This is a genomic window from Dyella sp. 01N448 (assembly GCF_056399225.1).
In genome coordinates, this window is sequence record NZ_JBFTQX010000009.1 from 134575 (window position 1) to 159308 (window position 24734).

The 24734-nt window shown below is 64.7% G+C and carries 21 protein-coding genes; 11 read left to right on the forward strand and 10 right to left on the reverse strand.

The genetic code is table 11. The annotated features are described in order from the left end of the window. Positions 1-16 precede the first annotated feature (16 nt). Entirely contained in the window at positions 17-1420 is a 1404-nt protein-coding gene (cls, locus tag AC1DKY_RS16020) for a cardiolipin synthase (RefSeq protein ID WP_441604733.1), read from the forward strand. A gap of 26 nt (positions 1421-1446) precedes the next feature. Here cls and AC1DKY_RS16025 read toward each other — a convergent pair whose 3' ends face one another. Further along, positions 1447-2646, reverse strand: coding sequence for an MFS transporter (locus tag AC1DKY_RS16025; RefSeq protein WP_441604734.1), 1200 nt, complete (start codon positions 2644-2646; stop codon positions 1447-1449). Between the two features lie 65 nt (positions 2647-2711). Further along, the gene (locus tag AC1DKY_RS16030; RefSeq protein ID WP_441604735.1) at positions 2712-3083 is read right to left on the reverse strand and encodes a hypothetical protein; all 372 of its coding nucleotides are present in this window, start codon (positions 3081-3083) and stop codon (positions 2712-2714) included. Positions 3084-3299: 216 nt separating this feature from the next. Between AC1DKY_RS16030 and pncA the strand changes: the two genes are divergently transcribed. Continuing rightward, positions 3300-3947: a bifunctional nicotinamidase/pyrazinamidase gene (pncA, locus tag AC1DKY_RS16035; RefSeq protein ID WP_441604736.1), complete on the forward strand. Its 648-nt coding sequence runs from the start codon at positions 3300-3302 to the stop codon at positions 3945-3947. A gap of 5 nt (positions 3948-3952) precedes the next feature. Here pncA and AC1DKY_RS16040 read toward each other — a convergent pair whose 3' ends face one another. The 3 genes from AC1DKY_RS16040 to AC1DKY_RS16050 form a co-directional block, all read right to left on the reverse strand. Next, the gene (locus AC1DKY_RS16040) at positions 3953-4141 is read right to left on the reverse strand and encodes a CPXCG motif-containing cysteine-rich protein (RefSeq protein WP_441604737.1); all 189 of its coding nucleotides are present in this window, start codon (positions 4139-4141) and stop codon (positions 3953-3955) included. Between the two features lie 35 nt (positions 4142-4176). Continuing rightward, on the reverse strand, positions 4177-4602 hold the full coding sequence (locus AC1DKY_RS16045) for a hypothetical protein (protein WP_441604738.1): 426 nt from the start codon (positions 4600-4602) through the stop codon (positions 4177-4179). 65 nt (positions 4603-4667) lie between these two features. After that, the gene (locus AC1DKY_RS16050; RefSeq protein ID WP_441604739.1) at positions 4668-5105 is read right to left on the reverse strand and encodes a putative toxin-antitoxin system toxin component, PIN family; all 438 of its coding nucleotides are present in this window, start codon (positions 5103-5105) and stop codon (positions 4668-4670) included. Positions 5106-5178: 73 nt separating this feature from the next. Here AC1DKY_RS16050 and AC1DKY_RS16055 point away from each other — a divergent pair, with 73 nt between their 5' ends. Genes AC1DKY_RS16055 through AC1DKY_RS16065 form a run of 3 tightly spaced genes read left to right on the forward strand, consistent with a single transcriptional unit; the run spans position 5179 to position 6903 of the window. After that, entirely contained in the window at positions 5179-5451 is a 273-nt protein-coding gene (locus AC1DKY_RS16055; RefSeq protein WP_441604740.1) for a hypothetical protein, read from the forward strand. After that, a complete protein-coding gene (locus AC1DKY_RS16060) occupies positions 5448-5957 on the forward strand; it encodes a M48 metallopeptidase family protein (protein ID WP_441604741.1) in 510 nt (169 codons plus the stop codon). Before AC1DKY_RS16055 ends, AC1DKY_RS16060 begins: the two co-directional genes overlap by 4 nt. A 34-nt stretch (positions 5958-5991) precedes the next feature. Then, a complete protein-coding gene (locus AC1DKY_RS16065; protein WP_441604742.1) occupies positions 5992-6903 on the forward strand; it encodes an ion channel in 912 nt (303 codons plus the stop codon). Between the two features lie 7 nt (positions 6904-6910). Here AC1DKY_RS16065 and AC1DKY_RS16070 read toward each other — a convergent pair whose 3' ends face one another. Further along, entirely contained in the window at positions 6911-7873 is a 963-nt protein-coding gene (locus AC1DKY_RS16070; protein ID WP_441604743.1) for a quinone oxidoreductase family protein, read from the reverse strand. Positions 7874-8068: 195 nt separating this feature from the next. On the opposite strand from AC1DKY_RS16070, the gene AC1DKY_RS16075 reads away from it, so the two are divergent. Beyond that, positions 8069-8989 carry a sulfotransferase family protein gene (locus AC1DKY_RS16075; protein ID WP_441604744.1) on the forward strand — a complete coding sequence of 307 codons (921 nt, stop codon included), beginning with the start codon at positions 8069-8071 and terminating at the stop codon, positions 8987-8989. Positions 8990-9009: 20 nt separating this feature from the next. Here the strand turns inward: AC1DKY_RS16075 and AC1DKY_RS16080 are convergent, their stop codons facing one another. Continuing rightward, positions 9010-10332, reverse strand: coding sequence for an aspartyl/asparaginyl beta-hydroxylase domain-containing protein (locus AC1DKY_RS16080; protein WP_441604745.1), 1323 nt, complete (start codon positions 10330-10332; stop codon positions 9010-9012). A gap of 159 nt (positions 10333-10491) precedes the next feature. On the opposite strand from AC1DKY_RS16080, the gene AC1DKY_RS16085 reads away from it, so the two are divergent. Both AC1DKY_RS16085 and AC1DKY_RS16090 read left to right on the forward strand, forming a co-directional pair. Beyond that, positions 10492-12072, forward strand: a complete 1581-nt coding sequence (locus tag AC1DKY_RS16085; protein ID WP_441604746.1) for a tetratricopeptide repeat-containing sulfotransferase family protein — start codon at positions 10492-10494, stop codon at positions 12070-12072. Then, positions 12069-13649, forward strand: a complete 1581-nt coding sequence (locus AC1DKY_RS16090; protein WP_441604747.1) for a tetratricopeptide repeat-containing sulfotransferase family protein — start codon at positions 12069-12071, stop codon at positions 13647-13649. Before AC1DKY_RS16085 ends, AC1DKY_RS16090 begins: the two co-directional genes overlap by 4 nt. Positions 13650-13673: 24 nt before the next feature. Here AC1DKY_RS16090 and AC1DKY_RS16095 read toward each other — a convergent pair whose 3' ends face one another. The 3 genes from AC1DKY_RS16095 to AC1DKY_RS16105 form a co-directional block, all read right to left on the reverse strand. Further along, entirely contained in the window at positions 13674-15500 is a 1827-nt protein-coding gene (locus tag AC1DKY_RS16095) for a tetratricopeptide repeat-containing sulfotransferase family protein (protein WP_441604748.1), read from the reverse strand. A 72-nt stretch (positions 15501-15572) separates the two neighbouring features. After that, positions 15573-18545 carry a TonB-dependent receptor plug domain-containing protein gene (locus AC1DKY_RS16100; RefSeq protein WP_441604749.1) on the reverse strand — a complete coding sequence of 991 codons (2973 nt, stop codon included), beginning with the start codon at positions 18543-18545 and terminating at the stop codon, positions 15573-15575. 353 nt (positions 18546-18898) lie between these two features. Then, positions 18899-19690: an AMP nucleosidase gene (locus AC1DKY_RS16105; protein ID WP_441604750.1), complete on the reverse strand. Its 792-nt coding sequence runs from the start codon at positions 19688-19690 to the stop codon at positions 18899-18901. Positions 19691-19869: 179 nt separating this feature from the next. On the opposite strand from AC1DKY_RS16105, the gene AC1DKY_RS16110 reads away from it, so the two are divergent. The 3 genes from AC1DKY_RS16110 to AC1DKY_RS16120 all read left to right on the forward strand — a co-directional run bounded on the left by AC1DKY_RS16110 (position 19870) and on the right by AC1DKY_RS16120 (position 24002). Next, positions 19870-22284: an acyl-CoA dehydrogenase gene (locus tag AC1DKY_RS16110; protein WP_441604751.1), complete on the forward strand. Its 2415-nt coding sequence runs from the start codon at positions 19870-19872 to the stop codon at positions 22282-22284. A gap of 119 nt (positions 22285-22403) precedes the next feature. Next, complete coding sequence (locus AC1DKY_RS16115) at positions 22404-23348, forward strand: DegV family protein (RefSeq protein ID WP_441604752.1); 945 nt, start codon at positions 22404-22406, stop codon at positions 23346-23348. 24 nt (positions 23349-23372) lie between these two features. Then, positions 23373-24002: a DUF4124 domain-containing protein gene (locus tag AC1DKY_RS16120; RefSeq protein ID WP_441604753.1), complete on the forward strand. Its 630-nt coding sequence runs from the start codon at positions 23373-23375 to the stop codon at positions 24000-24002. Positions 24003-24734: the final 732 nt, after the last annotated feature.

Here is a 24734-nt window from a genome sequence, read left to right on the forward strand (position 1 = left end):
TCGCCGGTGGCGCGGCATGTTGACCACCATCGTCGGCACCCTGTTGCTGGTTCTGCACATCGCCGGCGTGCTCGCCGCCATGCACGCGGTGATCAATACGCGCACGCCGCAAGGCGCGTTTGCGTGGGCGCTGGGCCTGGTCTTGCTGCCCTACGCCACGCTCATTCCGTATCTGTATCTGGGACGCAGCCATTTTCACGGCTACGTGGACCTGCATCGCGCACGACGCGACCAGATGCAGGCACTGGCGGACGCCCAGCTGGCCAATGGCTCCAGCGCGCCGGAGGTCAACGATCGCTATGGCGAGATCGCGCACATGCTCGGCGCGCGCTTCCACGCCGGGCAACGGCTGCGACTGCTGATCAACGGCGACGCCACCTTCGAGGCGATTTTCGCGGCCATCAATGAGGCCAGGCGCTGCGTGCTCGTGCAGTTTTTCATCATCCACGACGACATGCTCGGCAAGCGCATGCAGCAGGCGCTGATCGATCGCGTGCGCGCCGGTGTGGATGTGTGTGTGCTCTACGACGGCATCGGCAGCCACGCGCTGCCGAACGAGTATGTGGAAACGCTGCAGGAGGCGGGCGTGATCATCCATTCATTCGCCACCCAGCGGCGCAGCAACCGCTTCCAGCTCAATTTCCGCAATCATCGCAAGATTGTGGTCGTGGATGGCATGCGCGGTTACGTCGGCGGCCTCAACGTAGGCGACGAATACCTCGGCCTCAGCCCCCCGCTGGCGCCATGGCGCGATACGCACCTGGAAATCGAAGGCCCGGCCGTCGCCGATCTGCAACGCAGCTTCGCCGAAGACTGGCACTGGGTCACCGGTGAGCTGCCGCCGCTGCTCAAACCGCAGCAACAGGTCGGCAACGCGCACACGCTCATCGTGGCCACCGGGCCGGCCGATCGACAGGAGACCTGCTCGCTGTTCTTCGTCTCGCTGATCCACGCCGCGCGTCACCGGCTATGGATCACCACGCCTTATTTCGTGCCCGACCAGGCAGTGATGTCGGCGTTGCGGCTGGCGGTGTTCCGCGGCGTGGACGTGCGCGTGCTTATTCCGTGCCGCCCTGATCACCGCACGGTATTCCTTGCCACCAGCCTGTATGCCCACGATGCGGTGCTCGCCGGCATCCGCGTGTTTCGCTATCAGCCGGGCTTCGTGCACGAGAAAGTGCTGCTGGTGGACGATGACACCGCCTCGGTGGGCAGCATGAATCTGGACAACCGTTCGTTCCGTCTCAACTTCGAGATCGGCGCCCTGAACGTGGATCCCGAATTCGCTGGCGAGGTGGAAGCCATGCTGTGCGATGACTTCGCCCACGCGCACGAGGTCACGGCTGCGGAATATGAAAAGGCGCCGTATCTGCGGCGACTGGCGATGCACGTGGCGCGCTTGTTTGATCCGGTGCTTTAAGCCGTGCCGAGGCCTTGCTGTCGCGATCAGCCAGTCGCCTTGTTGCCATGGAGCAAATAGAGACTGCCGGTAAGCACCGCTCCCGCCAACGACAACATCGCAGCCACCACGAACATCGGACCATAGCGTCCACCCGACGCGATCCACCCGCCCAGCGGACCGGTCACGCCCAGCGCCACATCGATAAACACCGAATACGACGCCAGTGCCGCGCCGCGATTGCTTCCGCTCACGCGCTCCACCGCCACCACCCCGAGCGCGGGGAAGATCAGCGAAAAACCGATGCCGCTCAGCGCGGCTCCCAGCATGGCCATGGCAGGGTGATTGGCCATGGCCAGCACGATCAGGCCCGCGCATTCCACCAGCAACGAAACGAGCGCGGTGCGATAGCCGCCGAAGTGCGCGATGGTCCAGCCAAGCACCAGGCGCACGCCCACGAAACACACGCCGAACACGCTCAAGGTGGGAGCGGCACCGGACCAACCCTCGCGCGCGTAGTACAGCGTGATGAAGGTGGCGATTACCCCGAAGCCCACCGAAGCCAGCGCCAGGCCCATGCCGTAGGGCGCCACGCGGCCGAACACGTGATGCATCGGCAGGCGCTCGCCGGCCTCGACGTGCACGGCGGGGCGACGCCACGCCAGCAACAGGCCCAGCACCATCAACAACACTGCCGCGATGCCGATGCTGGCAAAACCCGCCGCAGCGTTCAGCACCACGCCCAGCGGCGCACCGACCGCCAGCGCGCCATAGGTGGCAATGCCGTTCCAGGAAATGACCTTGGCGGTGTGTTCCGCACCGACCCGCCCGATGCCCCACATGATGCAACCGGTGGCCACGCAACTTTCGCCCATGCCCAGGGCCAGTCGCGCCACCAGCATCACGCCCACTGAGGCGACCGGCCATGCACGCAGCAGGGCCGCGGCGATCATCAGCAGGCCGCTGATCGCGCACGCCACCAGGCCGATCAGCGCGGCACGCTTGGGGCCAGCGGTGTCGGAGGTGCGACCCGCAAAACCACGACTCAACAAGGTGGCCACGTACTGCGTACTGATCACCAGGCCGGCCAGCACGGCGCCAAAGCCAAGCTCGGTGTGCACGAACGGCGGCAGCACCGCCAGCTGCATGCCGATCACCAGATAGGCCAGAAAGGTGAAAAGAACGATCTGGACGATTCGTCGGGTCAACGGCAAGCCGCTGGCGCCCGCTTCAACGTGAGTATTCATGGGTACTGCTTTGGGGGAGGAGACAGCGGCTGCATCGGCGCGAGGGGGAATGCCGATGCAACGCTTTACACGGACGAGCGACGACGTACGAACAACAGCCAGCCGATGAATACACCCACGGCGACACCGACAAATTCGAAGAACACGCGTGCGCCGAGATTGTCCGGGTCGTGCACTTCGGCCAGGCGTATTTTCAGCAGCTGCAGCGACTGCACGCGGCCGTAGTTGAAATAGATCAGGTTCCACATATCGCTGCCACCGGCCAGGATCACGCCGATCACGCTCGCCCAGCCTACCTCGAGCCCGAGACTCCAGCCCTGGGTACGGCCGAACATATGCAGGATCACGTAGGCGAGCAGGCCGATGACCAGGGCAATCCCGCCGGCCTCCAGCGCGCCTACGATTCCGTAGCCCATCCACGACTGGTCAAAAAACATGCCTCTGGTCCCTATCGGTTGCCGTGGGCTCATTATGCCTGCGACGACGTCCCCGCCGGGCCATACCATCGTCTGGGGTGGGGTGATTTTCAGCCTGAACGCTCCATATGGATGACAAATCCCCCGTCGAACGCGTCACACCACGCCCCCCTCCAGCCCACTAGACTTTCCGGCGCAACCTTTTGCGAGACTCGACGCGACCATGAGCCCATCCCTATGAGCCCAGCTATCAGCCGCCGCGCCGCCCTGATCCTGGTCGACGTGCAACCGGACTTCATGCCCGGCGGCGCGCTCGCCTGCCACGAGGGGGACGCCATTGTTCCGGGCATCGACCAGCTGCTGAAGCGGGATGTCTTCGAGCATGTGGTGGCCACCCAGGACTGGCACCCCAAGGGCCACGTCTCGTTCGCCACCTCACACCCCGGACGCGCGCCGTTCGACCGCATTCCGCTGTATGGACATGCGCAGACGCTGTGGCCGCCGCACTGCGTGCAGGAAACGCCGGGCGCGGCGCTGCATCCGTCGATCGACTGGTCCCCGGTGGATACGGTGATCCGCAAGGGTGACGATCCCCGCGTGGATTCGTATAGCGGCTTTCGCGAAAACCACGGGCCGCACGGCAAGCGTCCATCCACTGCGTTGCACAGCTGGCTGCGCGAACAAGGGGTGGATGAGGTCTATGTCTGCGGGCTGGCGCGCGACGTCTGCGTGCTGTGGACCGCGCAAGATGCGGTGGAACTGGGTTATCGCACGCACGTGCTGTGGGATCTCACCCGGCCGGTGTCGCCCGAGACCGATATCCCCACACGCCTGCGCTTCGAGAACCTCGGCGTGGACGTGCTCGACTCGACCGCGCTGGCCTGAGCGCGTCAGCCTTCGTTTTCGGAGGCGACGCTGACCTGCGGATCGCCTTCCTCATCAACGCTTACGCTGATATTGATCGGACGGCAGCAGACCTGGCAGTCCTCGATGTAATGCTGGCTGTCGACGGAGCCATCGACGAGGATCTCGATGGCTTCGCCGCAGTAGGGGCAGTGGATGAAGACTTGATCGAGCATGGCGCCCTCCTCGACTCCCCTGTCCTGACTATCGCTCAGCGCTTGGCCAGCGACAGCGACGAACCCCACTTGTTCACTTCCACCAGCGCGGTTTCGCCGGGGGCCAGGTTGGTGTCGACGTGCGCATTGTCGCCCGCCTTGTGGCACGCGCCGGAGTTGCGCAGCGATACGGTGTGGGCGCCGCTGGGCAGATAGAACGTGGCCTGCTCGCCGGTCTCCAGCTGCGCGGCAAATTTGTCGTCGACCAGCACCTGGCTGGAGCAACCGCCGCCGAAGTAACCGTTGCTGCGCACGATCTGCAGCGTGGCATTGCCGTCGCCCGGCGTCTGGTAGAGGAACTGCCGATTGGACACCACGTCCTTGATGACCTTGTCATGGTCGTTGGTCACGCCGCAGCCGGTCAGGGCCACCAGGCCCAAGGCCACCCACACTGCACTTGCTGCGTTCTGCATGATCTTCATCAGCGGACTCCATCTTGGATAGTTAGCATCGCCAATGGGCGATCAATCGGTTGTGAATCGTACGCTCAGGTCACCGGTGGTTCCCATGCCGAAGGGCACAGAATGAGGAACCAGCCCTCGCGTGCCGTGCGCCGGGCCAGCTGCAGCAACGCTTTGTCCTTGCTCAGCAGGCACTCGGCACCTGATGCCAGCGCCAGCTCGAGGAACTTCTGGTCGTCCGGATCAGCGCAGCGCGGCAGCTTCACCTCGGGGCGTGGCGTCATGGCTGCCGCCGGCAGCAGCGACACCGCAAGGTCGAACGCCGCCATGGCCTGCCGGCGGGCCTCCTCGCCGAGGCCAAACTGCGGATAACCCAGCACTGCCTGCCATTCCTCGCGGCAAGGCTCATCCACCACCACGACCACGAGACCCTGTGCCAGCGCGGCGCTGAGGCGCTCGCAGGCAGGATCGCGGAACACGAAAAGATCGAGCGCGACATTGGTGTCGAGGACGAGACGGGGCACGGATTTGGACATGGCGCGCATGGTGGCACAGCCACCCGGTTAAAATGAGCGTCCTACCTGGTGGAATACCGACATGTCCGAACGCCTCTTCGACCACTACGCGGTCCACACCACGGCGATTGCCGAGGGCTCGCGCTACACCGCCTGCATCGTTGTCACGCCGCGCGAACGCAGCGGTTTTCCGGTGTATTTCGCCATCTGCGAGAACCGCAACTTCCGCGAACAGGCGCTGGCGGAAGCCGCCGCCGACAAGGCACTCGCCGCCATCGAGTCGCTGGAAGAGGACGGCACGCCGGTGTTCCCGGAAGGCTATACCGGCTTTGACGACGAACCGCCCGCGGCATGACGGCGCTGAAGTACCTCGGCGGCTATCCGCCGGCGCTGCTGGACAAGGTGCGCCAGCTGATCGACCGCGATGAGCTCGGCACGTATCTGCAACAGCGCCACCCGGGCCGCCACGAGGTGCAGAGCGACAAGGCGCTGTATGCCTATACCAATGCCCTGCGCCAGGAGCACCTGCGCAATGCGCCCGGCATCGACCGCGTGTGGTACGACAGCAAGCTCGATGTCATCAGCAAGGCGCTGGGCATGCACACGGCGATATCGCACGTGCACGGCGGCCGCATGAAGGCGCGCAAGGAAATCCGCATCGCCTCGCTGTTCCGCGATACGCCGCCGGAGTTCCTCAAAATGATCGTGGTGCACGAACTGGCGCACCTGAAGGAAACCGAGCACAACAAGGCGTTCTACCAGCTGTGCGAATACATGCAGCCGGACTATCACCAGCAGGAACTGGACCTGCGCCTGTTCCTGACCTGGCGCGATGCGCTTGAAGCGCGCACGCCGCGATAGAATCGCCACGCCCCTCACCGCCAGGTATGGCTCCATGTTCGTTTGGTTTCGCCAATGGCTCAATCGTCCACGCACGATCCAGATCGGCGGACGGCCGTTCGTCAGCGAAGGTCTGACCCAGCGCATCTGGGACGATATCTACCATTTCGCCCTCAATATCCGCTGGCCCACGTTTTTCGCGCTGGCAGCGGCGGGATTCCTGGCCCTCAACACCGTGTTCGCCGCGCTCTACCAGCTGGGCGACCACGCCATCGCCAACCAGTTTCCGCGCAATTTCGCCGGTGCGTTCTTTTTCAGCGTGGAAACGCTGGCGACGGTGGGCTACGGCGACATGCATCCGCAAACGATGTACGCGCACATCGTGGCGACGGTGGAGATCTTCGCCGGCATGTTGAGCATCGCCTTGGTCACCGGCATCGTGTTTTCGCGCTTCTCGCGACCGCGCGCCAAGATGCTGTTTGCCAATCACCCGGTGATCCGCCAGGTGCATGGGCAGAGCACGCTGATGATACGCGCGGCAAACGCGCGCCAGAACGTGATCGCCGAAGCCTCCGCCAAACTGCATTTGCTGCTGCGCGAAACCTCACCCGAGGGCTTTCGCCTGCGCCGGATTCATGACCTCAAGCTCCTGCGCGACCGGCACCCGGTGTTCACGCTGAGCTGGAGCCTGATGCATGTGATCGACGAAGACAGCCCCTTGTACGGCATGAGCCAGGAGGAACTGGCGACGACCGAAGCCACCCTGATGCTGTGCATCGAGGGCATCGACGAAACCACCGCGCAATCGATGCTTGCCCGGCACCAGTGGAGCCATCGCGAGTGGCGCTGGAATCATCGCTATATCGACCTGGTGCACGACGACGATCAAGGCGTCAGCCATATCGACTACGGGGTGTTCCACCAGGTGCTGCCGGTGGAAGACAACGAGAACACCGATCGTTTTTGAGTGGCGCTCAAAGCGTCAGCAGCACCTTGCCGATGGCGGCGCGGCTTTCCAGAAATTCATGTGCGCGGGCACCATCGCGTAGCGGGATGCGCGCCGCAATCTGCGGTTTCACGCTGCCCTGCCTGATCTGCTGGAACAGCGCCGCAGCACGCCGGCGTCGCTCGGCCGGGCCGGTCAACACGTTCCACAGGTCGCCGCCCGTCAGGGTGAGCGAGCGGTCCATCAACAGCCGCGGATCGACCGGGTCGGGATCGCCCGCCGCCATGCCGTAGAACACCACGGTGCCGCCGATGCGGGCGACGGCCATGCTGTCGGCAAGGGTGCGACCCACCGAATCGTAGACCACGTTGGCGCCATGCCCGCCGGTGAGCGAACGGGTGGCATCCACCCAATCGTCGTAGCCCACGGCCACATCGGCGCCTGCGCCTATCACCGCATCGCGCTTGGCCTCGCTGGAGGCGATGCCCAGCACCACCGCGCCGAGCGCCTTGAGCATCTGCACCAGCAGCAGCCCGACGCCGCCGGCGGCGGCATGCACCACGGCGACGTCGCCCGGCCGCACCACAAAGCTGTCGGTAACCAGGTATTGGGCGGTCAACCCCTGCAGCAGTACGGCAGCCGCCGTATCGGCGTCGATATCCGCCGGCAGGGGGATCAGGCGATCACGGTCCACCGCCACCAGCTCGGCGTTGGCGTGGGGCATATCGGCAAAGCCTACCCGCGTGCCTGCCGGGAACTGGGTATCGCCCGGCATGGGGGTTTCGACCACGCCCGCACCCTCGTATCCCAGCACCCATGGCGCTGAGCCGCTGAGGTGGTAATTGCCGTTGCGGCGGTAAACGTCGGCGAAATTGAGGCCAACGCTATGCATGCGGACCAGCACCTGATCTGGTCCCGGGGTGGGGTCCGGGCGCTCGGTCCAGCGCAGTACCTCGGCGGGGCCGAAGCGGTCGAAGGTCAGTGCGTACATGGGCGTGGTCCTGATGCGTAGGGGGCCGAGGATGGCAAGTTTGCCCGCTGGCCTGCCTTCCCAACAGACAAGAGTGAAAAAACAGTCGCTTTTTCCTTACGGGAAGCTGTATTTTTAGTCAACGCAACGAGAAATCACGCGTTATTCACCGTCATTGGCCGGCAGGTCACGGCCATTGTTCAGGGAGACAGCGCCATGCGGCGAACCTTTGTCGTGGGTTGCCCACGTTCCGGGACCACCATTGTCCAGGCTTTGCTGGCGCGCCACCCTGCGATCTATACGCTGCCGGAAACGGCGTTCTTCGAACAACTGCACGGCGATCTGGCCTGGCGCTGGGGCGATGCCCGCGTGCAGCCGCGCCGCCGCCGCTGGCGCCAGTCGCTGGGCCTGACCCGCCGGCACATCCGCGAGACCTTTGTCGCCTTGCACGTGCAGCTGGCGGGCGCTCGCCCAGCCATGCCCTCCGCCTACCACTGGCGCACGCTTTCCGGGCAGTTTCTAGCACTCCTGGACCGCTCGGCGGTGATGGCCGGGCGATCGATGTGGCTGGAGAAGACACCCAATCACCTGCTCTACATCCCCGAGATCGAAACCCTGGCGCCGGACGCGCGCTTTGTCCACGTGGTACGCCGCGGCATGGACGTACTGGCCTCGCTGGCCGACGTCTATCTGCGCTTCGAGAACGACGACGCCTTCGGCGGCGGCACCGTGCACTGGGCGCGCCGCTGGAACCGGGCCATGGACATCCACAGCCAGCACATCGGCCGGGCCAACCACCACTTCGTCTTCCTCGAGGATCTGGTGCGCCAGCCCGATATCGAATGGGCGCGCCTGTGCGCCTTCCTCGACCTGGCGCCGGACGCTCCACTGGACAACGCCTGCCAGCAGTCCATCGCCAACCTCACTGACGAACCGTGGAAGATCTCGGCCATCGAAGGCCAGCTGCGCGAGGCCGATCCCAAGGTGGACGGCCTGTTTGGCCCCCGGATGCAGCGCTGGCTACAAGGCCGCCTGGCCTCCTACGAGGACCTGCGCGCGCAGTGCCAGGCGGTACGCGCCCGCCCCGCCGCCCGCGTGCGCCTGGCGTACGACACACAGGCAGCCGGCGTCGGCTGAGTCTAGCCCTTCCGCTGCCGTCATTCCCCCGGTACGGCGACTTCGCTGGCGCGGTTGAAATCCCCGATGGTCTCGACCAGGTCGGTGACGGCCATGCGTTCGACCTCGGTGAGGTCGGGATTCCAGCTGTCGAGGATCACCACCACGCGCGTGCTGTCGCTGCGATTCCACGCCTCGTGCTCAAAAGTGTCGTCAAAGGTGACGCAGCGGCCTTCCTTCCACGCATGCAGCTCGCCGCCCACGTTGATCGCGCAATCGCGCGGCACGATCAGGGGCAGGTGCGTGACCAGTCGCGTATTGGTGACGCCACGGTGCGGCAGGATGTGCGTGCCCGGCCGCAGCACGGAGAACAGCGTTTCCGGCGCGTGGTCGCGGATGCGCACCAGCGGCGCGCGCTCCAGCACTGCCGAGGTGCGCGGGCAGCGCAGGTGATGCTCGTCGAAGCGGTCGCCGTGGCGATAGAAGAAGAAGGCATCCCACGCGGCCGGCTGTTCGCCCGAGGAGCGCAGATGTCCCTTGAGCCCTTCTTCCGTCTGTTCGCCGAGAAAGGGTTCGAATGGACGATTTTCCGCGAGCACAGACTGCAGTTCTTCGCGGATCACCTCGGTGGCATCCTGCAGGTCGGCCTGCCACGGGAAGCGTTCGGCACCGTAGTAGGCCTGGCTCGGCACGCCGGGGAAATACAGGAATTTCGGCTTTTGCCGGGGATCGGGAAGCTCCGCCCGACGCTCGCCCAGATAGATGGCCAGGCAGTCTTCCACACGGGACAGGGCGTCGCGGCCATAGCGCGCGCGCATCGGTTCCAGCACCGCATCAAAGGTACGGCGACGGCCGGCGTCGATGAAACGCATGGCGTGCTGCACGGCCTGGCGCAGCCCTGGCGCCGTGGTGGCGTCGCTCATCCAGCGCCCCTGTGCCTGGGCCGCATTGACCGCGCCGAAATAGGCGAGCAGCGCACGCTGCATCTCGCCCAACTGTTCCAGGGCGATGCCCAGGCGCAGGCGCGCCACGAACATGTTGGGCGCGATGTCCACGCAGCGGCGCAGGCTTGCCGCGGCGCCGCTCAGGTCGCCGGCGACGGTCTGTGCCACGCCAAGTTGGTGCAGCAGATCCGGATGTTCCGGATGCGCCTTCGCCGCGGCCGCCAGCATGGCCAGCGCGCGGCTGGTGTCTCCCCGCGCCAGATGGCGGCTGGCAACGAACTGCAGCGCTTCGGCGTCGTCGGGCGCCTGCTCCAGCAGGCGCCCGAAATACTGCTCGGCCAATGCCGGATCACCCTGCCGCAATCCGTTGAGCGCCATCTCACGCAGCGCCGGCACTGCCACTCCCACTCCGCTATTCATCGTTGCTCCCACCGCCTGCGAACTCACTATGCCATTGCGCACCGCGGTCCCCACCCCGGTGCATATGGGCATAATAGACGCGTTTCGACGGGCCGCACGCGCTTTTTTCGTGAGCAGGAAACTGTGTCGCGGTAGTCCTTCCCTTCGATCGGGCCACTGATGAATTCGCGACTGCAAGGGCTGGGACCATCAGCCACCCAACAAGTGATGATCGCCGCCCAGGCGCTGGACGCCGGGCGCGCCGACGAGGCCGACCGCCAGCTCGAACGCGTGCTCACCGCCTACCCCGATCATCCGGAAGTGCTGCGCATGAAGGCGGGCATCCTGAGCTTGCGCGGCCATCACAACGACGCCGTGCGCCTGATGCAGCGCGCGCTGGTGCATCGTCCACAGGATGCGCTCTACCACAACACGCTGGGCTCCCTGCTCGGCACGGCGGGCGACTATGAAGGCGCCATCCGCGCCCTGCGGCGCACCTGCGAGCTGGAGCCGAAACTGGCGATGGCCTGGTACAACCTCGGCGTGATGCTGACCAAGTCGGTACGCAACGAAGAGGCCGCTGAAGCGCTGCAGCGGGCCGTGACCCTGGCACCCGATCACGTGGCCGCCCGCGCGCTGCTGGCGGACCTGCTGCGCACGCGCGGCGACGTCGAGGCGGCGGCAACGGAATATCGCCGCCTGCTCTCGGTACGACCCACCTTCGGACTGGCCTGGTGGGGCCTGGCCGACCTGCGCACGCAGCGTTTCGATGCAAGCGATATCGCGCAGATGCAGGCTGCGCTGCAGCGTGCCGACGCGACCGAAAACGACCGCATCGCCATCGGTTTCGCCCTGGCCAAGGCCTTCGATGACGAGGGGCAATATGCCCAGTCGCTGGAGGCGCTGGCGCGCGCCAATGCCACCGCGCGCCGCTACCAGGCCTGGAATGCACCGCATTTTTCCAAGGCCATCGGCACGATTTCGGACGCCTTCGAGCCTGCGCCCATCGGCAGCAACGAGCCGTTGGGAAGCAACGTGATCTTCATCGTCAGTCTTCCCCGTTCCGGTTCCACCCTGGTCGAGCAGATCCTCGCTTCGCACTCCCTGGTCGAAGGCGCGGGCGAATTGCCGGATCTCCCGCAGGTGCTGGCCGAGGAAACCCAGCGGCTGGGCGGCAAGCCCATTCCGCAATGGGCGCGCGAAGCGACACCAGAGGACTGGCGACGCCTGGGGCAACGCTATCTTGACCGCACCGCGCGCTGGCGCAGCGAACGCCCCGTCTTCACCGACAAGCTGCCCAACAACTGGATCTATATCGGCGCCATTCGCGCCATGCTGCCGGGCGCGCACATCGTGGTGGTGCGTCGTGATCCGCTGGAGACCTGCTTCTCGTGCTATCGCCAGCCGCTGGATGGCAGCAATGGCTACAGCCGCAGCTTCGATGATCTGGCCGCCTTCTGGCACGACTTCGATCGCAGCGTATCGCGTAGCGCCGCCCTCCATTGCGGCCACGTTCGCCAGCACAGCTACGAGGCGATGGTCGCCGACCCCGAAACGCAGATCCGCCAACTGCTCGCGTTCTGTGGGCTGCCCTTCGAAGAAGCCTGCGTGAACTTCCACCAGAACCAGCGCGTGGTCCGTTCGCCCAGCGCAACCCAGGTACGCCAGCCGATGCGCACGGACACCGCGCGTTCGCAACGCTATGGCGCGCTGCTCAACCCGTTGCGGGCGGCGCTTGGATTGCCGGCCCACGACGTATGACCATCGCCAACACGCCCCTGGGGAGCGTGAGGGCCCTGCTCGACACGCTCGCGTCGCAGCCGCAGGATGATTGGCTGGCGCAGGGGCGCGCACTTGCGTTGCGCTCGGACACAGCCGCCGCGCTTGCGGTTTTCGATGCCGCCGCCGCGCGTTTTCCCGAGTCGGCCGATATCCTCCTCGGGCTGGCCGGGCTGCTGTGGCAGAACGGTCACAGCGAACGGGCGGAACAGTTGCTGTACGAGTGGCTGCGATCCCATCCCGGCGATACCGGCGCCGCCTTCCTGCTGGCTTCGCTGCTGCGCGAACAGGGCCGGCTGCTTGCGCTTGGCGAAGTGCTGCGTTCGGCATTCGCGCAGGGCGGTCACGAAGTGGACACGGTCATCCGTGCGGTCGAAATGCTCGACGACTATGGACGGCCAGACGAAGCGTTCACCATCTGCGAGAACGCCATTCGTGCGGGTGCCGATGATCCACGCCTGCACGCCTACGCCGGCATGCTCGGCATTCAGCTGGGGCAGTTTGAACGCACCCGTGCGCACTACGTCCGCGCGCTGGAACAAACGCCCGACGCCATCGACTGGAACATCCCGCTTGGCCTGGCCGGGCTGCAGCGCTACAGCGATCGTGGTCATCACGATTTCGACTTTTTCCACAGCGTGCTGCAGCGACCCGGCCTGAGCGAGCCTACGCGCCGCGCCGTACTGTTTGCGCTGGGCAAGGCGCACGACGACCTGGGTGATTTCGCCTCGGCCGCCACCTATTTTCGGCAGGCCAACGCCCTCGCCCACGCGAGCAGCCAATGGTCGCGCAAACTCTGGAAGCGCAGCATCGAAGCGCGCCTGGCGGCACCGGCCAACCGCTTGACACTGCAGCCGGCAGACGACTGGACACCGGTGTTCATCGTGGGCGTGCCGCGCTCGGGAACGACCTTGCTGGCGCAGCGCCTGGCCCGCTATCCGTCGGTGAAGGTTCGCGGCGAACTCGGTTGGCTGTCCTTCTGGGAACAGCGACTCGCTGCCGTCTCGCCCTCGCGCCAGCAACTGGAGGAGGCCGCCGCGCAATACGCACGCCAGCTCCGCCAGGACGATGAGCCCGCGCATTGGTATATCGACAAGCAGCCGCTCAACCTGCTGCGCGTGGATCTGGCCATGGCGTTATGGCCGAATGCGCGGATCATCCATTGCGAACGCGATCCGCGCGACACCGCCCTGTCATTGTGGTCGCAGTCGTTCCATGACCCGGCCCATGATTACGCCTACGACATGAGCGACATCGCCACCGTGATCCGCGACTGTCGACGCCTGGCAGCGCATTGGCGCGAACGCTATCCCGCCGCCTTCCTCAGCGTGTCCTACGAGCAAGTCGTCGAGGCGCCGGAGAACACGCTGGCCGCCATTGCGCAGTGGCTGGGCATTCCCCAGTCCGCTGCGCCCCAAGACATGCCGACCGAACAGACCAAGGCCATTGCGACGGCGAGCGCCTGGCAAGCCCGCCAGGCGGTGTATACGCATTCGGTCGGGCGCTGGCAGCACTACCTGCCCTTGATGCCCGAGCTGGCGGCAATCAACACGCGCTGATTGCCGCCCCGCTGCGCGACTGCTTCACACCGGTGCGGTGTCGTAGCCCCAGTGGCGAAGCATGGGCTCGAGTATCGGCAAGAGCGGTTCGAACTGTTCGCGATACTTGTGCCAGCGACCCACACCCTTGCGGTTGATCGGCTCGATCACCTGCGAATAGCTCGGGGTCGCGATGTATTCCTTGCTGCGCGCATGGCGGTCGAAACCGAGCATGGGCGAGGCATCATCCAGTTCCAGGAACTGGGCGATCTGCGAAACCTGCCCCGGGAAATCAGCGACCAGATCTTCGTAGCGCGACAACATCACCGACGGCTGCAGGATGCTCACCTCTTCCAGCCAGCGCTGCATGGTTTCCACGTAGGCATGGGCAAGCCGCTCAAGGTTGCTGCAGGCGGCCGCCAATGCACTCGAACGGAAGCTGTGCATGTAGCAGCTCAGGATGACATCGCACGGATGGCGCACGGCGAGTACGAACTTCGCTTCCGGAAACAGCCGATACATGATCGGCAGCCAATGCATGTTCAGCGGATTCTTGTCGACCAGGCGGGCATCGCCATCGCGCTGGATGCGTTCGCCCACCATCACGTGGTAACGCTTGCGCAATTCGTCGACGTCGTACTGGCGCAGCACGCTCAGGTCATCGAGGATGCGTCGGTCGTGATTGCCCAGTACGCCGGCAAGCCGGTTGAAGAACGGGTTCTCGTCCATCGACTGCAAGCCCGGATGCGCGTCCAGCACCTGCTCGAGCAAGGTCGTGCCCGAACGCGGAAAACCCACGACGAATATGGGCGAATCACCCATCGCAGGGGCCGTCAGCGTGGGCCAGCGCGCAAATTGCTCGGCGGTGACACGGGGCGCGTCGACCGGCATGGCGGGCGAGCCGGCCACGAAGAACTCCGGTGAATCGAAGCGCCGCTCATTCGCTTCTATGCGGTGAGCGACGTGCAGCGCTTCCATCGCGGACGACGTTTCACCCAGCTTGTCGTACACCGATGCCAGCTGGAAGTAGTGGCTGTAACTGTTTTCCGCCTCCGGACCCGCCCGCTCGAGCAGATCCTTGGCCGCGGCAGCGTCGCCCTTGCGCAATGCCAGCGTAGCGAGCAAGTGACTGGCTTCTTTGGACTGCACTTCGGAGGCGTTCGATCCGGCGCGCAGCAGCGGCGCGAGTACGGCTTCGGAATCGGCCAGGCGGTTCAACCGCTCATAGTGATTGGCCAGCAGCAGGCGCACGTCGAACTGGGCAGGCCAACGCGCCAGCAGATCCTCCAGCAGGTCGACCGCGTCGGGGATGTCGTTGTTCAAGGTCAACACTTGCGCCAACGACAACTGCAGGTCGTCGTCGTTGAACGGCAGCCATTGTCGCCAACGACGCAGCAGTTCAGAGGCACCTTCGGTGTCCTGGCAGTGGCAGCAGGCGCGCGCCGCATCGATGCGGGCAGCCAGCGAGTCGGGATCCGCGGCGACGACATCGAGCAGAAGGCTGCGCGCGGTCAGGTAGTCGCGCAGGTCAATCAACAGCAGACCGAGCTGGCCCTTGGCCGTGAGGTTGCCTGGATCCAGCTCGACCGCACGCGCAAAGGCCTTGGCAGCCTCAGGCACGTTGCCGGAGTCCTTCAGGGCGGTCGCGTAGTTGTTCCAGCTGCTGGTGCTGTCCAGCTCTTGTGCGAGCTCGGCGTAGAAGGGCAAGGCCTCGTCCACCCGCTTTTGCATGTGCAGGCTGAGAGCGAGCATCAAGGTCAGGTCTGTTTGCCGCGGGAAGCGTGTCAGCGCCTCGCGGCTCAGTTGTTCGGCACGCTGGAGTTGGCCATTCTGGATGGCTGCGGTGATCTGTGTGAGTTCGTTCGGAGCCATGGCTTCACGCAAATAAAGAAGGGCCGCGTGATGACTCACGCGGCCCTCAAGGTTAACGCTTATATCTACGACTTAGAACTTSACCGTRRCGCGWGCCCAGTAGTAGCGGCCCATCAGGTCGAAGTCGCTCGGGTCGGTGTTGGCGTTCAACGTGTTGTTCGCGTACAGCATGGGCGGCTGCTTGTCGAACAGGTTGTTGATGCCGAAGTCCAGACGGGTGTTGATCATGGCCAGGTTGTAGCCGACCGACACGTCGTTGTACGTCGTCGCACCGTACTTCAGGATCGTGCCCGACTCACCGTTCGGGAAGCTATCCTGCGGCGAACCCGTCGCTGCACCGTTCTGGAAGCGACCGATGTAGCGCATGCGCCACTGGGCACTCCAGCCACCGGCCTGCCAATCCACGAAGGCCTGACCGCGCCAACGGGGGAACAAGCAGACGCCAGCGTTATCCGGGCAGGCAGCCGAGGCAGCCGAACCGTACGGGAGCAGGTGACCGGCGTTCTTGTAGGTGACCGAACCTTCCACGCCCGGTGCGGTGACCTGGTCGTAGTACTTCAGGTAGGTCGCGTTCAGGCCGACGTTGAACTGGCCGAAGGAGAACTGCGGCAGCTTGTAGTTGGCCGAGAAGTCGATACCGGAGGTATTCAACGAACCCAGGTTACCGGTCGGCTCAACCGTCGACTGCAGCAGCTGGCCAGCATTCGGGCCGCCGACCTGACGCTGGATGTACTGGCAGTACTGGGTCGAACCATTGGCGCAGAGGTTCAGCAGGCTCTGCAGACCCACCGTGGTGATGGTGTCGTTGAGGTTGACGCGCCACAAGTCGACCGTGGTCGACAGACCCGGCACGTAGGACGGGCTGTACACGAAGCCGAAGTCATACGACTTGCCGTGCTCCGGCTTGACCGGGAAGCCCGCGACGCGCGAACCCTGCACCACAGCGCCAGCCTGCGTCTGCGAGACGACGTACTGGTTCTGGAAGGTGCCGTTGGCCGGCACGTTCGCGCAGGCGATAGCCAGCGGGGAACCTGCCGGAGCGCCAGCGTAATTGGTACACGGATCGGTGTGGATCAGCGGAGCATCCGAACCCGAGAAGTACAGCTCGGTCAGGTTGGGAGCGCGGAACACGTCTTCCATGGTGCCGCGGAGCAGCAGGTCGTCGAACGGCTTCCACTCGACCGCGAACTTGAAGTTGTTCGTGCTGCCGAAGGAACCGATCTTCGAGTAGCGGTCACCGATGGTCAGGTTCAGCGACTGGATGCCCGGGAGACCGGCCAGGATCGGGATGAACGTTTCGGCGTACAGATCCTTGGTGGTGTAACCACCCTGCACGGCGCTCAAGCACTGGCTGCCCAGGATACAGCTACCCGTGGTCGGGTCGATTTCCAGCTGCGGAGCCGGCACGGTGTGCTGGTAGTCCTTGCGCCACTCGAAACCACCGGCCAGCTGCACGGCACCGGCCGGCAGGCTGAACAGCTCACCGCTCAGACCAGCGTGGTAGGTCTTCTCGATGAGGTAGGTGTTCGACGGGGCCGTCACGCTGGCCGCACGCACGGCAGCAATGCTGGCTGCCGACGAATTGGGCTCGAACGGATTGAACTGGCAAGCCACCGGATCGGTACCGGCCGGGCAGGTCGCCACGCCATTGGCGACGGTGGAATCACCAGTGTAGAGCTTGGTCTGATCGACCAGGCCAGCCGTCGTCGTGACGACGCTCTGGTGGCCGTAGTTGAAGCCGACGTCCCAGTTCCAGTTCTTGTCGAATACGGTGAAGTCGCCCTTCAAGCCCGTATTGATCTGAGCGTCGGTACGGCCGGTGAAGGCCTCACGCAGACCAGCCGAGGTCAGACGCTGGGTGAAAGCGTTGCCGGCAGCGGTGCCGAAGCCGCCGCCCGTCGGGACGCCGTTGACCAGAACGGGCGAGTTGAACACGTTGAAACCGTTGCCCGGATTAACCGTCGCGGCGGTCGAGGTCGAGCCGTACACGGCCGGAGCCAGCTGGAAGTTGGCCGAGGTCTTGTTGTAGACCGCGTCAACATAGGCCGTCACGTGATCGGCCAGGTGGTACTCCGCATTGATGAAGCCGCCAGTGCGCTCCTGCGGGGTCATGATCAGGTTGACGGCCGCGTAGTTGTACTTGTCGGCGTTGCCGTAGCAGTGATAGTTGGCCGAGCTGAGGACGGTCGGGTTGCCACCGGCGTTCAACGACACGCGGTTGCAGCCCAGGCCCAGTGCTGCGGCCTGCGAATCGCCAAGCTGGATGCGGCCGACCGGGGTCGAGGACGAACCACCGACGGCGACCTGGGTGCCGGACAGGCTGAGCGCGTTCTTCGAGAAGTCGCGGTTGGCCGACAGGACGCCGTCCTGCTTGTTGTAGCTGATGCCGGCCATGATGCTGCCCTTATCGGACGTCTGGCCGAACGTGAAGGTGTAGCCGCTCTGGTCACCGTCGGTACGATCGGACTGGCCGACGTTCGCGGTGAAGGTGGCACCCTGGTAGTTCTTGCGCGTGATGAAGTTCACCACGCCGCCGATCGCATCCGAACCGTAGGTGGCCGACGCACCGGTCGGCAGCACTTCGATGCGCTCGATGGCATCGGCCGGGATGGCGTTCGGATCCTTGCTCAGCAGGCGCTGACCGTCGATCAGGATCAACGTACGGCGCGAACCCAGACCGCGAAGGTTGATGGACGAACCGCCGGTACCGCCACCGTTGTTGGTCTGCGGGTTGACGTTGCCGCCGGTCATGGCCGGCAGCTGCTGGACCAGGTCGCCAAGCGTCTGCTTGCCGGTGGCCTGGATCTGAGCGCGATCGATGGTTACGACGGGACTGGCCGTCTCGACGTCTACGCGGCGAATCAGCGAACCGGTCACGGTGACCGTTTCGAGAGTCTTGCTCTTGGCCTGGTCAGCGGCCGGTGCCGGCGTAGTGGACTGCGCGTCCTGCGCGAAAGCGGTAGTGCCGTAGGCGCTTGCTGCGAGCATGCCCAGCGACAGAGCCAGACGCACCGACGTGCACAGTTTATTTTCCCCGAACTTCATGAGAACACCCTCCCGTTATTTATATTGACTGGGTTTGACAGACTTTCCCCGCCTCAAACCCGCGCCCGATTCACCCAAACAATTCAGGCGTAGACCTACAAAGTTTGGTCTACAGCGCTCGGCATTTATCACGCTTTACTTACAGATAGTCAATAAAATCTATACGGCAAGAAAACAAAGTGCCGTGACAACTATCGCAATTTTCTACGATTTCGACATCAAATCCGCGCCGCTAAACGCCCCGCAAATGCTTGCTGCGCTGCGAGGAACATCGTTGCAATGGGGTGAAGCCAGGGTGAAAAAAGGCTGGCAAGCCGCCATGGGCCTCGCCAGACCTCTGATTTGGCAGGGGTTCACTCCGTGCCGGTATCGGCTTCGAAGCGCAGGTGTTTGACGCTGCGTCCCTTGCGACGCACCAGTTTCAAGGCTTCTATACCGATGCGTATGTGGCGTTCAACAAATTGCGTGGTCACGCTGCGGTCGCTTAATTCCGTCTTAACGCCCTCGGGGATCATGGGCTGGTCGGAGACCAGGAGGAGTGCTCCGCAGGGGATCTTGTTGGCGAAGCCTGCCGCGAAGATGGTGGCGGTCTCCATGTCGATGGCCATGCAGCGGGTGCGACGCAGGTAATCCTTGAACGCGTCGTCGTGCTCCCAGACGCGGCGGTTGGTGGTGTACACCGTGCCGGTCCAGTAGTCGTAGCCAAGGTCGCGGATCATGGTGGAGACACCGCGCTGCAACTGGAACGCCGGCAAGGCCGGCACCTCCGGCAACAGATAGTCGTTGGACGTGCCTTCGCCGCGGATCGCCGCGATCGGCAGGACCAGGTCGCCAATGGCGTTCTTCTTCTTGAGGCCACCGCACTTGCCCAGAAACAGCGCAGCCTTGGGATGGACGGCGCTGAGCAGATCCATCACGGTGGCTGCGTTGGGGCTGCCCATGCCGAAGTTGATCAGGGTGATGCCGTCGGCGGTGGCATTGGGCATGGGCCGGTCGCGCCCGCGTACTTCTACGCCATGCCACTCGGCGAAGAGGTCAACGTAGTGGCCAAAATTGGTCAGCAGTATGTGCTGGCCAAACTCCTCCAGAGGCGTGCCGGTATAGCGCGGCAGCCAGTTGGAGACGATCTCCTGCTTGTCTTTCATTGAGACCCCTTGAGGTCGGCGCAACGTGGGTTCCGTTGCGCGTTACCGGCGACGCCACGCCGGCAAGATGCCAGATCAGTGCGTGCATCTTAGCGGGTGACGGCCCATCCCTGGGCGGTTTGTTGTCATTTCCTTGAACTGGCCCCGCCCACGATGGGCGGCATGCCAAGGAGAACACCATGCTGCTGATTGGTTGGATCGTCGCCCTCGCCGTCTTCCTCGGCTTTGCCTTCGTCGGGCGTGGATGGCTGGCCTGGGTGCTGGCGCTGGCCGTGTTGTTCCTCACCGGGATCGTACGCGGCGTGCAATCGCCACTCCTTTTATATGGACTGCTATTTGCAGCGGCCTTGGTTGCATTGGTAACTGGTTTCGCGCCGCTGCGCCGCGCCTTGTTTGCACGCCGCCTGCTGCCGATGCTCGGCAAGGTGATGCCGCGCCTGGGCGAGACCGAACGCATCGCGCTGGAAGCAGGCACGGTGTGGTGGGATGCGCAGATCTTCTCCGGCATGCCCGATTGGGACTCTCTGCTGCGTTTTGAATGCAAGCCGCTGAGCGAACGCGAACAGGCCTTCATGGACGGGCCGGTTACCCAGCTGTGCGCCATGCTCGATGACTGGCAGATCGAGCAGCAACGCGACCTGCCGCCCGAGGTGTGGGACTTCATCAAGCGCGAGCGCTTCTTCGGCATGGTGCTGCCGGAGACCTACGGCGGCCTGGGCATGTCCGAAATCGGCCATTCGCGCGTGGTCACGCGTATTGCCACGCGCTCGGTCGCGGCGGCCGTGACGGTGATGGTGCCCAACTCGCTGGGCCCGGGCGAACTGCTGCTGCACTACGGCACCGAAGACCAGAAGCGCCACTACCTGCCCCGCCTCGCCGACGGCCGCGAGGTACCCTGCTTTGCGCTCACCGGACCGGAGGCCGGTTCCGATGCCGCGGCCACGCAGTCCGAAGGCGTGGTCGAGCGGGGACAGTGGAACGGCGAGGAGGTCATCGGGCTGCGACTGAACTGGAACAAGCGATACATCACGCTGGCGCCCGTCGCCACGCTGATCGGCCTGGCGTTCCGCCTGAAGGATCCCGACGGCCTGCTGGGCGGCGCGGTGGATCGCGGCATCACCTGTGCATTGATCTCCCGCGACTTGCCGGGCGTGGTGATCGGGCAGCATCACGATCCCATGGGCGTGCCGTTCGCGAATGGTCCGATCGTCGGCCATGACGTGTTCGTTCCGCTCGACGCCATCATCGGCGGGGTCGAGCAGGCCGGCCATGGCTGGCGCATGTTGATGGAGAGCCTGGCGGCGGGCCGTTCCATTTCGCTGCCTGCGCTTGCCGTAGGTGCGGCACAAATGGCGACGCGCATCTGCGGCGCCTATGCCACCGTACGCGAGCAGTTCGACACGCCGATCGGTCGCTTCGAAGGCATCGAAGAACCGTTGGCGCGCATCGCCGGCCTCACCTATCTGATGACGGCCACACGCACGCTCACCTGCGGCGCGCTCGATGCCGGCGAGAAACCGGCGGTGCTTGGTTCCATCGCCAAGGCCTATCTCACCGACGCCATGCGCGTGGTGGTGAGCGACGCGATGGACATCCGTGCGGGCGCTGCGATCCAGCGCGGTCCGCGCAATGCGCTCTCGCACATGTGGATGTCCGTGCCGATCGGCATCACCGTGGAAGGCGCCAACATCCTCACCCGCTCGATGATCATCTATGGCCAGGGCGCGATTCGTTGCCATCCGTGGGTGCAGAAGCTGATCGATGCGATTGCCGCCAAGGACCTCAAGGCAGTCGACCACAGCGCCTTCGGCTACATCAACTTTGTGTTTACCCGCGGCGTGCGGGCCCTGTTGCTGGGCTTGAGTGGATCTCGCCTGGCCAGCGCGCCGGACAGCGAACTCGCTCGCCAGTACCAGCACCTCACGCGTTTCGCCTCGGCCTTTGCGTTGGTCTCTGATACCTGCATGGCCACATTGGGTGGCACGCTCAAGCGTCGCGAGAAGATTTCCGGACGCCTCGCCGATGCGCTGGCCTGGCAATACCTCGCCGCCGCCACGCTCAAGCGCTACCACGACGGACCCAAGCTCGCCTCTCACTACGACCTGGCGCGATGGGGCGTGGCCCTGGCGCTCTATCGCACGCAGGAGGCGCTGCGCGGCGTGCTGGACAACCTGCCCTCGGAGCTCGCAGCCAGCGTCGCCCGACTGCTGGTGTTCCCACTGGGCGCGCGCTTCCAGCCGCCCTCAGATCGCCTGGGCCAGCGCGCGGCGCGGGCCATCCTGGAAGACCGCGAAGCGCGCATCCACCTCACCGGCGACATTCATGTGCCGGGCCCTGATGAACCTGGACTGGGCCAGCTGGAGGCGGCGCTGGACAAGGCCGTGCGGGCCCTGCCGGTGGAGACCAAACTGCGCGATGCGATCCGCGCCGGCACGCTGGACCGCGCCGCCGGCGACGAGCTCGGCCAACACGCGCTGGCCGCCGGCATCATCACGCAGGCAGAGTTCGACGCGCTCAGCGAGGCCGACGAGGCCCGTGACGCGGTGGTGCAGGTCGATGCCTTCGACCCCGCAACCTACCGCCAGCTGCGTTGACCTTGCGCGTCGCAGTCGATCAGGCATACCGCAATGCCCGGCCCTGTCCCAACGGTCAGGGTCGGCACGTGCACAGGTGCGTGCTATGTTGGCCGCGCTTGTCATAGGGGAGTCACATCATGCGGATGGGTATAGCGATCGATGCCGCCTGCGATCTGCCGCAGGCATTTCTGCAGAAGCACAACATCGCGGTGATGCCCATCACCATCCGCATCGACGATGAAATCTTCATGGACAACCGCAACCAGGTGGAGCTGCATCGCTTCCTGGATCGCAAGCTGGGCAGTCGCAGCCACTCGGCGGAGACCATTCCCTGCTCCGTCGAAGATGTGCAAAAGCTCTTCCTCGACAAGCTGGTGCTGGAGCGGGACTGCGTGTTCTGCCTCACCATCACGGCCACGCGCAGCGCCATCAATGATCACGTGATCAAGGCCAGCTTTGCGGTACTGAAGCATTACCGCGAGGTGCGCGAGAAAAACGGCCTCACCGGCCCGTTCCTGATGCGCGTGATCGATACCCGCACATTGTTCGCCGGATCGGGCCCGGCCATCGTCGAAGCCACGCGGTTGATCGATGCCGGCGAAGTACCTGCGGCGATCCGCGAACGCCTCACCTACATCGCCAATAATTCGTACGGCTACATGCTGCCGCGCGACCTGTACTACCTGCGCGCGCGCGCCAAGAAGAAAGGCGACCGCAGCGTGGGCCTGGTCAGCGCCATGCTCGGTTCGGCGCTGGACATCAAGCCGTTGCTGCGTGGCTACCGCGGCGAGACCAGCCCGGTCGGCAAGGTACGCGGGTTCGAGCATGGCGCGGAAACCTTGTTCAACTACACCGCCAAGCGCATCCATGCCGGCCTGTTGGTACCCGCGGTGTGCGTGAGCTACGGCGGCGATCTGTCGGAACTGGGCAAGCTGCCTGGCTACGCGGCGCTGCGCACCGCCTGCGAGGAATGCGGCGTGGAACTGATGGAAGCGCCGATGAGCATCACCGGCATGGTCAACGTCGGCGAAGGCGCCGTGACGCTCGGCTTTGCCGCCGAGGAACACGTCGCCGAATTCTGAGCGACCACGCCTCAGGAGTTTTGCATGATCCGCCTGTGCATCCTCGCTTCACTCCTGCTGCTTGGCCTGCCGGCCATGGCGGGCACGGCGTATCAATGCACGGATGCGAGCGGCAAGCTCACCTTCCAGGACAAACCCTGCAGCGCCAACCAGCGCCAGCAGGTACTGCAGCTGGACGATTCCCAGCCCATCTCGCCACCGCCGCCCGCAACGCCGGACACACCAACCTTCGAGCCCGTGCCGCCGCCCGCGCCACCGCAGCCCATGGCCGCGCTGCCCCTCATGTACGGCTGCGTGCGCGCCACCGATGGCAAGCCCTACCTCAGCGATAACGGCGATCCGCAGCCCTATCAGGTGCCCTACGGCATCCTCGGCGCGGGGTCGCTGCCGCTATCGCAGGTCTACGGCGGACCCAACGCCGCCGGCGCCTCCGCCCCCGAACTCAATCGCGGACGCGTCACCCCCGGCCTGATCGCCAATCACTACGTATGGGTGCAGGACCAATGCCGCGAACTCACGCGCGCAGAGACTTGCCACGCCCTGCGCGATGCCTTCGACGAGAACGCCACCAAACTCCGCCGCGCGTTCAAGAGCGACCAGCCACCGCTTGAACAACGCGAACAGGAACTGCACGCGCAACTGCAGAACTGCTGAGCAAAGTTTGCGCAATGTCATGCAAGTGCGCGCCACGCAACGCGCGTGGCGAGTTGTCCACAGGGTTGCTACCAGGCTTTCCCCAACGGCTGTGGAAAACACTGCGTGTGGTTGGTGAATGTTTGCGCAGGTTGCTGAAACTTGCGTGGTGGCGAGAGGTTGGGTGTTCTATCCACAGGGTTGTGGGGTGGTGATCCACATGGGGTGTGGACAGAGGGGGTGTGGTTCGCGGTGCGATGTTCGCGCGAGTGGGCGGCGTGCTTATTTGCTCGTCGTTCCTCTGGAGGCCGCCCCTTTGCTCGTCATTCCGGTGCAGGCCGGAAGCAGTAGCGGCATGGCTCAGTTGTCGCGTTACCGCCAGGGTGCCGCCTGCGCGGCGGGCGTTTCGAACGGCTGCCGCCGCTCGAGTCACTTTTCTCTTGCTGGCCCAAGAGAAAAGTAACCCAAAGAGAATGGCCTGATAACGCCCGCAGCATTGTGTTGGGATAAGCCCGAACGCTTGAGGTGCGTCGTTGTGGGACAACCTCCGAGGCTACACAGCGGGTACTGCATTGCGCTGCGCAACGCGCCCGAATCGCTGAGGACTTAACGCGGGGCCTCGCTGCGCATCGGCTTTGGGTCACAGATGGCGCACTGGATGCGCGCCTGGCGCTTGGCTTGTCTGTGGGAGCGCACCCTGTGCGCGACAGCCACGCCGGGGTGTACCGCTTCGTAGGTTTGTCGCGCACAGGG